Genomic DNA, 12,953 nt, shown 5'->3' with positions numbered 1-12,953 from the left:
GCCTAAACGTCGATCGGCAGCACCCGGTCGGGCGGTGCGTTGCCATCTACGAAGCTGCGGATATTGATGACCACCTTTTCGCCCATCTCGATGCGGCTTTCATAGGTGGACGAACCCATATGCGGCAGCAGCACAACGTTGGCACGCCCCAGCAGCTTGGGGTTTACGGCGGGTTCGTTTTCAAACACATCAAGGCCCGCGCCGGCAATCTCACCCGCGTCAATCGCCTGCGCCAGCGCCGTCTCGTCGATGATTTCGCCGCGCGCGGTGTTGACGATGAAGGCGTCCGGCTTCATCAGCTTCAACCGGCGCGCATTGAGCAGGTGATAGGTCGCGGGCGTATGCGGACAGTTGATGGACACGATGTCCATACGCGCCAGCATCTGGTCCAGCGAGTCCCAGTAGGTGGCTTCAAGCTCTTCTTCTATGGCGGAATTCGCGGGCTTGCGGTTGTGATAATGGATCGACAGGCCAAACGCCTTTGCCCGCCGCGCCACTGCCTGGCCGATGCGGCCCATACCGATGATGCCCAGCCGCTTGCCGTGAATCCTGTGTCCAAGCATCCAGGTGGGCGACCAGCCCTGCCATTGGTTATCCGCTGAAATGATCTGCGCGCCTTCGGTGAGGCGGCGCGGCACAGCCAGGATAAGCGCCAGGGTCAGGTCGGCAGTGTCTTCGGTCAGCACATTGGGGGTATTGGTAACGGTGATTCCGCGCGCGTGGGCGGCGTCCACATCGATGTTGTCCACGCCCGCACCAAAATTGGCGATGAGTTTGAACTTGTCGCCTGCTTTTTCAAGCAAGGCTGCGTCAATGCGGTCGGTCACGGTGGGCACAAGCACTGTGCTTTCAGCCACCGCGCGCTCCAGCGCCTCACGCGACAGGGCGGTGTCATCGAGGTTAAGGCGGGTGTTGAACAGCTCGCGCATCCGCGTTTCCACGATGTCGGGGAGTTTGCGGGTGACGGTGACAAGGGGCTTGGTGTGCGGCACGAAACTTCAACCCTGATAGGATGTGACCCCTATTCCTAGCACCAGCCCGTGCGGCTATCAAAGCCCTTGCACAGATTGCGGGCTGCACATGCCGTGGGCCAGTCTGCTTGACCACACGGGAACCTGCTTGGCATAACAACGACACCCACGATAAACAGCCGGTTTTCCGAACCACCCGGCACAACAAGAACGCTCGCCCGTGTCCCTTCTGGTTGCCCCCTACATGCCTCGCGCCCTGCGCGCCATTGCCCTGTTCGCCGCCCTATGCATGGCAGGCGTCGCCACCGGCCCTGCGAGCATGGCGCAGCCCTCTGCGGCCAGCACGCTGTCCGGCGGCATCAAGATCGGCACGGTGACCGGGCTGCCGATGCCGCGCTTCGTGGCGATCAAGTCCAGCCCCGTCAATGTGCGCGGCGGGCCGTCAACCAACCATCAGGTGGCATGGGTGTTCGTGCGCAAGGGCGTGCCGGTGGAAGTGACGGCGGAGTTTGAAAACTGGCGCCGCATCCGCGACGTGGACGGCGACCAGGGGTGGGTTTTTCATACCCTGATTGATGGCGGACGCACCGTGATGGTGGTGGGGCCGGATGCCTCAAGCCCACGCACCGGCGACCTTGTGGCATTGCAGTTTGCCCCCGATACCGCCAGCGACACCGTGGCGCTGATTGAACCGGGCGTCGTTGGCGAACTGGCGCAATGCGGCCAGGGCTGGTGCGCCGTGCGCGCGGGCGGCTATGAGGGCTTTGTGCAGGCAGATGCGCTTTACGGCGTTTATGCCCGCGAAGTGGACTAGCCGCCGCGCCGCAAGCCGTTAAGCGAAATCACCCGCCAGCCGTGCCACCATCGCATCCGAAACCACGGCCAGATGCTGGTAGTTGTCGTGGCTGAAGCCGATCATCACTTTCGCGCCGGGCTTTTTGAACGCTGCAATCTGTTCGTCCGTGAACGGAAAATGCAGGAAGTGCACCGATGATGACTTGCCGTCTTCGGATGTGCGGTCAATGTCGTGTTCGGGGTCAGACATCACGCGGTCGCCGTCAATATCAATGAAGGCTGTTTCCTCGATGCCTGCCAGTTTGTAGAGCACGTTCTTGCGGCGCACGGGATCATCAATCTCGAACATCACCGTCGCCACCAGCTCCTTGCCCTTGGGGATGAGCGGGTTGTAGGCGGACAGTTCGTCCTCGATCTGCTCTTCGCCGCCTTTTTCGATGTAGAGCATCTCGTGGACCTGATGCCACATGGTCTCGTAGCTCTCGAAATAGAACGTCGCATGGGGACCAACTTCTATGCGGCGCTCGCGCTTGACCGGCATCATGGCCTTGCGCCGTTCGGCGCGTTGCTTGCCATAGTCTTCAACAGGCATGATGTCGGCGTGGGTGATCTGTGTGGGGTTTGGCATTACAGTCATTTGCGTCCTTATTCACTCAGCGCGGAAATCCTTATTGGCTCAAAGGCCGTAGGCGCGCGCAATCAGTTCTACCGGGTGGGATGACGAGGGCCTGGGTTTTGTAACGTCCGCGAGGCCCAGCTCATCAATTTCCTGCATGATGTGTTTGAGGGCCAGCGGGCACTCGCTCACCACATGCGCGGCTTCAGCCCTGGAGATATTACGCGCAGCGGTTTTGCCAACCTTCATCGCCACATCATGTGTTTCTTTGAGCACACCAAATGTGCCGCCGTGTCCTGCGCACCGCTCAACGGGCGTCACTTTTGCGTCAGGAATGAGCTTCAGAAGCTCAACGGCCTTTGCGCCTACATTTTGTGCCCGCGCATGACACGCCAGATGCACGGCAACCCCGCCCTCAAGGGGTTTCATGCCGTCGGCCATGCCTTCGGTCCTGGCGATATCAACAATGTATTCGTCGATGTCTTTCACAGCCTTCGACAGCGCAATCACGTCGTCGTTGTCGGGCACGATGAGCGGCCACTCGAACTTCATCATCAAACCGCAGGACGCAATGAGGGTGATGATATCCCAGCCCTCATCCACCAGCGGGCGCAGATCAGCAGACACTTTTTTGGCCTGCTCGGCGACGCGCTTCATGTCGGCCTGCTCAAGGAATGGCATACCGCAGCACCCCGGATACACAGGCTTTGCCGTCACGCCCTGGCGTGCCAGCACTTTAAGGGCGGCTTCGCCCATCTGCGGGTTGTTGTAATTGCCGTTGCAGGTGGCAAACAGCGCCGCCTTGCGGCCGTGCGCCTTACCATCAGGCGATGGAGCAAGCGCACCGGATTTTTGGCTCGCCGCCGCGCGCTTCATCAGCGGCGTGCGGGCAAAGGTCGGCAGCTCGGCTTTCGCGTCAATGCCCGCAACTTTTTCCATCAGCGGGCGGGTGAGCTTGTTGTCTTTTTTCGCACCCCAGTTTGCGAGCCCTGCAACCGGGCTCAAGAGCCTGCCGTTACGGTCCATCTCGGCAAGTTGTCTGGCTGTGAAATTGGTCTTGCCGTTTTTGGCATTCACGGCGCGGTAGCGCAGCATCAAATGCGGGAAATCAAGATTGAACTCGTGCGGCGGCACGTAGGGGCACTTGGTCATGAAGCACATGTCACACAGGGTGCAGGCTTCCTCCACAGCTGCGAACTGATCAGACGTGACACTGTCCAGCTCGCCGCTTTCGCTTTCGTCGATCATGTCGAACAGGCGCGGGAACGAGTCACACAAATTGAAGCAGCGGCGGCAGCCATGACAAATGTCAAAGACGCGGCGCAGCTCTTCGTCGAGCGCGGCCTCGTCGTAAAACGCGTCGTCCTGCCAGTTGATCGGATGCCGGGTCGGGGCCTCCAGGCTGCCTTCTGCCATTTTGTTCTGCCTGATGTTTGGTGCGGGGTGTGCCGGAAATGCAAACAGGGCCGGGGGGTTCATGCCCCGGCCCTGCCAGACGTGTCAGTGGACTAGGCGTCCATCGTATCCAGAGCCTTCTGGAAACGGCCGGCGTGGCTCTTTTCTGCTTTTGCAAGCGTCTCGAACCAGTCAGCGATCTCGTCGAAGCCTTCTTCGCGCGCAGTGCGCGCCATGCCGGGATACATGTCGGTGTACTCGTGGGTTTCACCGGCAATGGCGGCCTTGAGGTTGTTGTCGGTGGAGCCGATCGGCTCGCCCGTTGCGGGATCGCCAACAGCTTCCATGAACTCAAGGTGGCCGTGGGCGTGGCCGGTTTCACCTTCCGCCGTTGAGCGGAACACGGCTGCCACGTCGTTGTAGCCTTCCACGTCGGCCTTCTGGGCGAAGTAGAGGTAACGGCGATTGGCCTGGCTTTCGCCGGAAAAGGCTTCTTTCAGATTTTCGAGGGTCTTGGACTCTGCGAGTGACGACATTTCAGGGTTTCTCCTTATAGAGGAACAGGCAAACGGTAAAATCCGTAGCGATCCGCCCCGGTATGGTCCGCGGCGCTGGCCCGCGAAACCGCAGGCGACGCTGTACACCGCAAACGTAGTGGCACATGCTTGTGCGTCAAGACTGGAATACGTCTAAACAAGGACAAAAAGCCTTGTTTTCCAAAGATTTTTTGGGGGTTTTCTGAGAGTCATTCGCAGCAACATCAAGCACCAATTTGCCGTTGTGCGTGTCGGTTTTGGCAAGCCCTTGAGACAAAAGAAAAATCCGCCGTATGGCCGCAAATGGCCCCTAGGCTTCCGCCTTGCTCCCGCGCACACGCACAATCACATCAACGCGCTCAAGGCGCGCCCCCTGAGGCACGTCCGGCAGTCCATGCACTTCAATGGCACCGGCTGCGCCAATGCCTGGAATGTCTTCAAGGCGCGCTTCGTCCACGTGGTAAAAATGATGGTGGTCGTCGAGATTGGTATCGAAATACGTCCGCCCGCCATCCACCGCCACCTGCCGCAACAAGCCGGCATCGGTGAACTGGTGCAGGGTGTTGTACACCGTGGCCAGCGAGACTTTGACGCCGGTTTGCGCAGCCTCTCCATGCAGCGCTTCCGCCGTCACGTGACGGTTGCCGCCCTCAAACAACAGCCGTCCCAGCGCAAGCCGCTGACGCGTCGGGCGCAGGCCTTTTTCGCGCAACGCGGTGAGCGTGTGGGCATAAGGGCGTTCGTGCGGATTTAGCGGTGGCATGGGCGGTAAGGCCGGAACGAACCCCGGCACCCTTTGAATCTGTACGGGGAATGTGTACGGGTGTTTGGAACGGTTACAACAACAGTCAAAATGTGGTGTGCATCAAAGGGTTGTCAAGGCACAAGCCGCCGCAAAACACGCACCAGATCCGGCGGGAAAACAGGTGTCGGGGACATTTCCACATCGTCCGGCGCCCACCATCGCATCTCCTGAAGGGTGGCGCGCTCCTGCGCATCCGTGCCGCCGCTGAACACCGGATCATCCGGTGCGCAGCGAGCCGTGAAAAACACGTCCTGCCCCCGCCAGGTTTGGCCATTGACCTCAAAGGTGCTGGCGTGGCTGTGGACCGGGCCTTCCAGCGGTACTGACAGCCCCAGCTCCTCAGCCAATTCGCGGGTGGCAGCGTGATGGTCCGTCTCCCCCTCCTCGGCCCTGCCGCCGGGGGTGGCCCAGAACTCAAACGGCTCCCCGGCCTGCTCTACCAAAAACCGCAACAGCAAAACCCGGCCCGCAGGATCAAGCAGGATAACGCGCCCTGTACGGTGGATGTCCGGGTCTGCCATTGTGGTTTCGCCTAATCTTTGCGCGTGCGGATAAGCTCGTACGGTCCGCCTTTTTCAAGACCGCGCTGGTAGGCCGGGCGGGCGTGCATACGCTCCACATAGGCACTCAGGTTGTCGTAGCCATCAAGGCCGATCCGACTGTCTGCGGCTTCGCAGATGAAGGTGAGCATGATGTCGGCACCGGTCAGCTCATCACCCATGAAGAACGGTTTGCTGCCAAGCTCATCGTTCATGTAGCCCAGATGCAGCGCGATTTCCGCGTCGATGACGGGTTGCAGCGGCTCGCCGCCCTCACCCAGCATGGACGTGAACAGCTTCATCAGGAATGGCACCATGGCGGAGCCTTCGGCGTAGTGCATCCACTCGTTGTATTTTTCAAACACCGCAGCGCCGGGCGCGGGCATGTATTTGCCGCCGCCATAGGTGCGGATGAGGTAGTCAACGGCAGCACCTGATTCAGCGATCTTGTGCACGCCGTCTTCGACAATGGGAGATTTGCCCAGCGGGTGGGCCTGTTTGAGTTCGGGTGGGGCGCGGTTGATCTCGTTGCGCTTGTAGAACCTGATCTCGTATTCAAGGCCAAGCTCCTCCAGCAGCCACAAAATGCGCTGCGAGCGGGAGTTGTTGAGGTGGTGGATTACGATCATCTGCTCAGTCTCTCATCTGAATTGGGAGCGGGAATAAGGTTTTGCAGCGCCAGGGCGCTTTGTCCGCCCCATAAAGCCATGTTTCGCCGGATTTTGCTTGCTTTTGCTTGTCGGCAGCGTGTGCTACCAACGCTAAGACACGACATAAAAATACGCACCAGGAACCGTCGAGACTTTTCATGGATACAGCCGCACAAAACCAGGTCGAGCACACCCAAAAGTCGAGTTACACCTATGACGACCTCATAGAGTGCGGCCATTCCCGCCTGTTTGGCCCCGGCAATGCGCAACTGCCGCTGCCGCCAATGCTGATGTTTGACCGGGTGACGGAAATCAACGCCGACGGCGGGGCCAACGGCAAGGGCGAGATGATTGCCGAACTCGACATCAAACCGGACCTGTGGTTCTTCCCGTGCCATTTTGAAGGCAACCCGGTGATGCCCGGCTGTCTGGGTCTTGATGCCCTGTGGCAGATGGTGGGCTTTTATCTGGGCTGGACCGGCGGCAAGGGCGCGGGCTTTGCGCTGGGCGTCGGAGAAGTACGGTTCAAGGGCAAGATCGTGCCGGAGACCAAACTCGTGACCTATCACGTGACCTTCAAGCGCGTGATGAACCGCAAGCTGGTGCTGGGCATTGCGGACGGCATCGTGAAGGCTGACGGCGAAACAATTTTTGAGGCGAGCGACCTGAAGGTCGGCCTGTCCACCGCGTAACGGTAGCGTGCGCCAGACAGACGGGCGCGCACCGTTCAGGTTCCACATCCTTTTGAAGAGGGTTTTTCGATGAGGCGAGTGGTCGTTACCGGCATGGGCATCGTGTCTTCGATCGGCAACAACACGCAGGAGGTGTCTGCCTCCCTGCGCGAAGCGAAATCAGGCATCGTGGCCGAACCCACTTATGCGGAGATGGGCTTTCGCAGTCAGGTGGCGGGTACGCTGAAGATTGACCTGGAAGAGGTGCTGGACCGCAAGACACGCCGCTTCATGGGCGATGGGGCGGCCTATGCCTATCTCGCCATGCAGCAGGCGGTGCGTGACGCAGGCCTTGAAGACAGCGAAGTGTCGAACGAACGCACCGGGGCCATTCTGGGATCCGGCGGGCCATCCACATCGGCCATTGTGGCGGCCGCTGACATCACCCGCGAAAAAGGTCCGCGGAAAATTGGCCCGACAAGCGTGCCCAAGGCGATGTCGTCAACCATCTCGGCCAACCTCTCGACGCTGTTCAAGATCAAGGGGCCGAGCTACTCCATTGCATCTGCCTGCACCACCTCCACCCACTGCATCGGCAATGCAACGGAGCAAATCCAGTGGGGCAAGCAGGACCGGATGTTTGCCGGCGGCGGCGAGGAACTGGCGTGGTCGCTTTCGTCATTGTTTGATGCGATGGGCGCGATGTCCTCCAAGTACAACGACACACCCACCAAGGCGTCGCGCGCCTATGACGTCAACCGCGACGGGTTTGTGATTACCGGCGGCGGCGGCGTTGTGGTGCTGGAAGAGCTTGAAGTGGCCAAGGCGCGCGGTGCAAAAATCTACGCGGAAGTGGCGGGTTACGGTGCCACGTCTGACGGGGCCGACATGGTGGCGCCGTCCGGCGAAGGTGCGGCGCGCTGTATGCGTATCGCGCTCGACGGCGTGGGCGAAAAGGTTGACTACATCAACCCGCACGCCACCTCGACGCCGGTTGGTGACATTCCGGAAATCAACGCCATTCGTGAAGTGTTCGGCAACGACATGCCGCCGATCTCCGCCACCAAATCCCTGTCGGGCCATGCCCAGGGGGCTGCGGGCGTTCACGAGGCCATTTATTCGCTCATCATGATGGAGCAGGGCTTCATCTGTGAAAGCGCCAACATTGAAGAACTCGACCCGGCTTTGGGAGATGCCAACATCGTCCGAAAACGGGTGGATAACGCGGAGCTTAACTGTGTCCTTTCAAACAGTTTTGGATTTGGAGGCACAAATGGTTCGCTTGTGTTCAAACGTTATAACGGTTAGCCGGGTAACGGCTTTCCGGGGTTCGTGGATGGGGGACATCCGATCATGACTGCAACCGGGACGCCTGCAGGCAACCTTATGCACGGCAAGCGCGGCCTCATCATGGGCGTCGCCAATGACCACTCGATTGCCTGGGGCATCGCCAGGGCCTGCGCCGCGCAGGGCGCGGAACTGGCTTTCACATATCAGGGGGATGCGTTTGGCCGCCGGGTCACACCGCTTGCGCAAAGCGTCGGGTCCACCCTCGTGCTGCCGGCGGATGTGGCTGACGAAGCATCGCTGGATGCGGTGTTTGAAAAGCTGAGGGCCGAATGGGGCCGGATCGATTTTCTGGTTCACGCCATCGCCTATTCCGACAAGAACGAGCTTAAAGGCCGCTATGTCGATACGACCCGCAAGAACTTTCATCAGACGATGGATATTTCGTGCTTCTCCTTTGTGGACATTGCCCGGCGGGCTGCGCCGTTGATGACGGCGGGCGGCTCCATGGTGACGCTCACTTATGCGGGCGCTGAACGCGTGATGCCCAACTACAATGTGATGGGTGTTGCCAAGGCCGCGCTTGAAGCATCGGTGCGCTACATGGCCGTGGATCTTGGCCGCGACGGTATTCGCGTCAACGCGATTTCGGCCGGGCCCATGCGCACGCTGGCCGGCTCTGCCATTTCAGACGCCAAGATGGTGTTCAACTGGAACCTGACGCACGCACCGCTGAAGCAACCCATTGAGTTGGATGACGTGGGCGGTGCTGGTGTTTACCTGCTCTCTGATCTGTCGCGCAGTGTGACCGGCGAAGTGCACCACGTTGATGCAGGCTACAACGTGGTGGGTATGCCGCAGGCGCGCGATCTGGACAAGGATCTGGTTGGCAACGGCTACGCCAAGGTCGCCAAATCCCGCAACGGCAAAAGCAATGACGCTACGAAGGCTCCAGACAATGACAGTGCGGGTGCCTCCGACGCGGCTGAATGACGCCGCTGAATAGGCCGTCCGTGTACTGATGGGTGGGAGACGTGTCCACACTCCTGATGTCTTGCCGACGCCTGAAACCCTTGCCCTCAAACCCACAGCCCCGCCTCCCCGCGGCTTGACCGCGGAGCCCAGAGCAATACGGCAATGCCGTGCCGTTCAACCCTGGACCCCGCGGTCAAGCCGCGGGGAAGCAGAATGGCGAGGGTGGAGCAGCAGTGCACCACCAAAAGCCCCGCATACCATAAGGTCTGCGAAGGTCGTCGATGGTCTCCCCCCTCAAAAATGAGGAAGAGCAGGAGCGCCGCCGGAAGCGGTGCCGATGGTGGTTGCGCAAAGAGTTTGCCGCCGCGCGGCGCTCCTGCTCATGAATGCTCTTCGGCATATCTCGTCCCGCAACGGTGTCGGCTGATTACACCTACACTCGTTGCGCGACCCCTTGCGTCCGCCTCCCGCACTTTGGAACTGCACGGTTTAAGACGGGGCCAGCTTTTTCAGGGCGTGACCGGGGCCGGAAATATGCCGCCCATCTGACATGCGCGCGTTACTCGCACACCGCGCCTCATGCGTTTTTGCTCCATGTTCCCAAGGAGGTACTGGCGCACCGGCATTCCGGGCATTCACCCTGCCACCCAATCCCGGACGGTCCGGGGTGTCCTCAGGCGGCAGGTGAGCACAAGTATGCGGGCATGAGCGCGACCGTGGATAACTTTTGCAAAAAAGTTTTTTGGTGTGCTGCAATGCCAGTGGACCCCGGATCAGGTCCGGGGATCCGGAGAATTATTGTCCAAACAGCCACGCCCCCCAGCGTAACCAAGCGAGAGTGAGGCCACAGGAGGGCTACTCGCCGCGGCGGAACTCGATGATGTCGTAGGTGCTTTCGCGGGCGGGGTATGGGAAGACGAAGCGCAGCCAGTCGGGGCTGAGCATCTGGGCGACCGCCACCTTGTCGCGGTTGTCCGGTGACCTGCCGCGCGCGCTGTCGGCGGCCTGGTAGGGGCGCGGGTCTTCGTAGCCGTAAAAACCGCCGCCCAGAAACACCATGCGGCGCGGGCCATCCGCATAGAGCGTGCCTGCGAAGTTTTGCGAGCCGGTGATTTTCTGGACTTTGAGCGTTTCCGCATCAAAGCTGATCCGGCATTTGAACCAGTCGTATATCACCAGCCTTACGAACGTGCCGCCGACCTTGATGGTGCGGCACTGCCATGTGCCCACCATCCCGCCTGGATCAATGTCACCGGCGGGGGCATGCATCAGCAGGGTTTTGACGGCCTGTTCGTAGCCCGAGCCTGCGCCCTGTGCTTCCGCGTCGCCCTTGTTGATGGCGGCGCGCAGCGTATCTATCCGTTCCACGTCATAGGGATGCGCCACCTCGCGCCAGTCGTCTGCGGCGAGGGCTGCAAACGGCAGAAGCAGTAGCGTGGCGGTAAGGGCAACAATTCTCATGGCGCGTTCTTTCAGTTCAGGCGGGCACGCAAAACAGGATAACGAAAAACGGGCGCTGAGTGACCCCAGCGCCCGTTTCAGTTCACTCCGGCAGGTAAAAGACTAGTCGTCTTTGCCTTCAAGGTCTTCGCCGGTTTCCTGATCGACGACCTTCATGGAGAGGCGCACCTTGCCGCGATCATCAAAGCCCAGGAGCTTCACTTTCACGCTGTCGCCCTCATTGACCACATCGGACACCTTTTCCACCCGGTTGGCGGCAAGCTGTGAAATGTGCACGAGGCCATCTTTGGGGCCGAAGAAGTTCACGAAGGCACCAAAGTCCATCACCTTGACGATCTTGCCGTCGTAGATCTGGCCGATTTCAGGTTCCGCCGTCAGACCGCGGATCCAGTCGATGGCGGCCTTGATGGAGTTGGCATCGTTGGATGCAACCGAAATGGAGCCGTCGTCAGAGATGTTCACTTTCGCGCCCGTCTCTTCAACGATCTGACGCACAACCTTGCCGCCGGTGCCGATCACGTCACGGATCTTGTCCTTGGGCACGGTGATGACCTCGATGCGCGGGGCGAATTCGCCCACTTCATCGCGGCCTGCCGTCAGGGCCTTCGCCATTTCGCCCAGAATGTGCATACGCCCACCCTTGGCCTGCTCCAGCGCCGTCTTCATGATCTCTTCGGTGATGCCGGTGATCTTGATGTCCATCTGCAGCGACGTGATGCCTGATTCAGACCCCGCCACCTTGAAGTCCATGTCGCCGAGGTGATATTCGTCGCCCAGAATGTCTGACAGGACGGCAAACTTGTCGCCTTCCTTGATCAAACCCATGGCAATGCCCGACACCGGACCCTTGAGCGGAACGCCCGCGTCCATCATGGCCAGTGACCCACCGCAGACGGTTGCCATGGAAGACGACCCGTTGGACTCGGTGATTTCTGACACCAGACGGATGGTGTACGGGAACTCGGTCTTTTCCGGCAGCATGGCGCGCAGAGCCCGCCAGGCGAGCTTGCCGTGGCCGACTTCGCGGCGGCCGGTAAAGCCCACACGCCCCGTCTCACCCACAGAGTAAGGGGGGAAGTTGTAGTGGAGCATGAAGTTTTCTTTGTAGGTGCCGGTCAGAGCATCAATCATCTGCTCGTCGTCGCCGGTGCCCAGCGTTGCCACAATAAGGCCCTGGGTTTCACCACGGGTGAACAGCGCCGAGCCGTGGGTGCGCGGAAGCACGCCCACTTCAGAGACAATCGGGCGCACATCAGCAAGACCGCGACCATCAATGCGCTTGGACGTATCAAGGATCGAGTTACGCACAATGTCGGACTCGATGGCCTTGAATGACCCACCAACGCCCTGAGCATCAGCCGCGCCGTCTTCGCCGGTGCAAAGGGCCGCAACGGCCTTGTCCTTGGCGATGGCGATGGCTTCCTGACGCTGGGCCTTGTCAGCAATCTGATAAGCCGCCCGCAGGTCAGCCTCAACGATCTCACGCACCTTGGCTTCGAGGGCTGAGTTGTCGGGCGGTGTGAAATCACGCGGCTCTTTTGCAGCGCCTTCCGCCAGCTTGACGATCATGTCGAGCACCGGCTGCATTTCCCGGTGACCAAACATCACGGCACCCAGCATGGTGTCTTCGTCCAGCTCTTTTGCTTCTGATTCAACCATCAGCACGGCGTCGCCGGTGCCGGCCACGACCAGATCAAGGTCGCTTTCGGGCAGTTCGTCCGTGGTCGGATTAAGAATGTAGGCGCCGTCCTTGAAGCCAACGCGGGCACCACCGATGGGGCCGAGGAACGGCACGCCGGAGATGGTGAGTGCCGCAGACACAGCGACCATGGCCACGATGTCGGGATCATTTTCAAGGTCGTGGCTCAGAACCGTCGCAATCACCTGCGTTTCGTTCTTGAAGCCCTTGACGAAGAGCGGGCGGATGGGCCGGTCGATCAAACGCGAGGTCAGCGTTTCTTTTTCGGTGGGGCGGCCTTCGCGCTTGAAGAAGCCGCCGGGGATCTTGCCCGCTGCGTAATACTTCTCCTGGTAGTTCACCGTAAGGGGGAAAAAATCCAGCCCCGGTTTTGGCTGCCGGTCGGCAACCACGGTTGCGAGCACTGTTGTCTCGCCATATGTCGCCAGCACGGCACCGTCAGCCTGACGGGCGATGCGGCCGGTTTCGAGGGTGAGCGTGCGCCCGCCCCATTCAATTTCTTGCTTGTGGATATCGAACATATTTCATTTCCTGATCGTGTGCCGTCATGTGG

At 60.3% G+C, this 12,953-nt stretch carries 13 protein-coding genes; 4 read left to right on the top strand and 9 right to left on the bottom strand.

Annotation, left to right across the window (positions count from 1 at the left end; translation table 11 throughout):
- Window positions 1-2: 2 nt before the first annotated feature.
- Window positions 3-992 (bottom strand): 2-hydroxyacid dehydrogenase, encoded by a 990-nt coding sequence (locus tag RIB87_RS07020; protein ID WP_350144951.1) that lies wholly within the window; start codon window positions 990-992, stop codon window positions 3-5.
- Window positions 993-1,191: 199 nt separating this feature from the next.
- On the opposite strand from RIB87_RS07020, the gene RIB87_RS07015 reads away from it, so the two are divergent.
- The gene (locus RIB87_RS07015) at window positions 1,192-1,785 is read left to right on the top strand and encodes an SH3 domain-containing protein (RefSeq protein WP_350144949.1); all 594 of its coding nucleotides are present in this window, start codon (window positions 1,192-1,194) and stop codon (window positions 1,783-1,785) included.
- 18 nt (window positions 1,786-1,803) lie between these two features.
- On the opposite strand, the gene RIB87_RS07010 is transcribed toward RIB87_RS07015, so the two are convergent.
- The 6 genes from RIB87_RS07010 to RIB87_RS06985 all read right to left on the bottom strand — a co-directional run bounded on the left by RIB87_RS07010 (window position 1,804) and on the right by RIB87_RS06985 (window position 6,286).
- On the bottom strand, window positions 1,804-2,394 hold the full coding sequence (locus tag RIB87_RS07010) for a DUF3501 family protein (protein ID WP_350144947.1): 591 nt from the start codon (window positions 2,392-2,394) through the stop codon (window positions 1,804-1,806).
- Window positions 2,395-2,442: 48 nt separating this feature from the next.
- Window positions 2,443-3,798 carry a (Fe-S)-binding protein gene (locus RIB87_RS07005; protein ID WP_350144945.1) on the bottom strand — a complete coding sequence of 452 codons (1,356 nt, stop codon included), beginning with the start codon at window positions 3,796-3,798 and terminating at the stop codon, window positions 2,443-2,445.
- Window positions 3,799-3,890: 92 nt separating this feature from the next.
- Entirely contained in the window at window positions 3,891-4,313 is a 423-nt protein-coding gene (locus RIB87_RS07000) for a rubrerythrin family protein (RefSeq protein WP_350144942.1), read from the bottom strand.
- 310 nt (window positions 4,314-4,623) lie between these two features.
- Window positions 4,624-5,076 (bottom strand): iron response transcriptional regulator IrrA, encoded by a 453-nt coding sequence (irrA, locus tag RIB87_RS06995; protein ID WP_350144940.1) that lies wholly within the window; start codon window positions 5,074-5,076, stop codon window positions 4,624-4,626.
- A gap of 113 nt (window positions 5,077-5,189) precedes the next feature.
- The gene (locus RIB87_RS06990; RefSeq protein WP_350144938.1) at window positions 5,190-5,639 is read right to left on the bottom strand and encodes an NUDIX hydrolase; all 450 of its coding nucleotides are present in this window, start codon (window positions 5,637-5,639) and stop codon (window positions 5,190-5,192) included.
- A gap of 11 nt (window positions 5,640-5,650) precedes the next feature.
- Window positions 5,651-6,286: a glutathione S-transferase family protein gene (locus tag RIB87_RS06985; protein WP_350144936.1), complete on the bottom strand. Its 636-nt coding sequence runs from the start codon at window positions 6,284-6,286 to the stop codon at window positions 5,651-5,653.
- A 179-nt stretch (window positions 6,287-6,465) separates the two neighbouring features.
- Here RIB87_RS06985 and fabA point away from each other — a divergent pair, with 179 nt between their 5' ends.
- The 3 genes from fabA to fabI all read left to right on the top strand — a co-directional run bounded on the left by fabA (window position 6,466) and on the right by fabI (window position 9,258).
- Complete coding sequence (fabA, locus tag RIB87_RS06980; protein WP_350144934.1) at window positions 6,466-6,999, top strand: bifunctional 3-hydroxydecanoyl-ACP dehydratase/trans-2-decenoyl-ACP isomerase; 534 nt, start codon at window positions 6,466-6,468, stop codon at window positions 6,997-6,999.
- Between the two features lie 69 nt (window positions 7,000-7,068).
- A complete protein-coding gene (gene fabB / locus RIB87_RS06975; RefSeq protein ID WP_350144932.1) occupies window positions 7,069-8,286 on the top strand; it encodes a beta-ketoacyl-ACP synthase I in 1,218 nt (405 codons plus the stop codon).
- Between the two features lie 45 nt (window positions 8,287-8,331).
- On the top strand, window positions 8,332-9,258 hold the full coding sequence (gene fabI, locus RIB87_RS06970) for an enoyl-ACP reductase FabI (RefSeq protein ID WP_350144930.1): 927 nt from the start codon (window positions 8,332-8,334) through the stop codon (window positions 9,256-9,258).
- A gap of 837 nt (window positions 9,259-10,095) precedes the next feature.
- Here the strand turns inward: fabI and RIB87_RS06965 are convergent.
- Together RIB87_RS06965 and pnp are read right to left on the bottom strand one after the other, a co-directional pair.
- Window positions 10,096-10,701 carry a DUF4893 domain-containing protein gene (locus RIB87_RS06965; RefSeq protein ID WP_350144928.1) on the bottom strand — a complete coding sequence of 202 codons (606 nt, stop codon included), beginning with the start codon at window positions 10,699-10,701 and terminating at the stop codon, window positions 10,096-10,098.
- 102 nt (window positions 10,702-10,803) lie between these two features.
- The gene (gene pnp, locus RIB87_RS06960) at window positions 10,804-12,921 is read right to left on the bottom strand and encodes a polyribonucleotide nucleotidyltransferase (RefSeq protein WP_350144926.1); all 2,118 of its coding nucleotides are present in this window, start codon (window positions 12,919-12,921) and stop codon (window positions 10,804-10,806) included.
- Between the last annotated feature and the right edge of the window lie 32 nt (window positions 12,922-12,953).

The organism is Pyruvatibacter sp. (assembly GCF_040219635.1).
Lineage (GTDB): Bacteria > Pseudomonadota > Alphaproteobacteria > CGMCC-115125 > CGMCC-115125 > Pyruvatibacter.
This window is presented reverse-complemented; position numbering and strand designations above follow the sequence as displayed.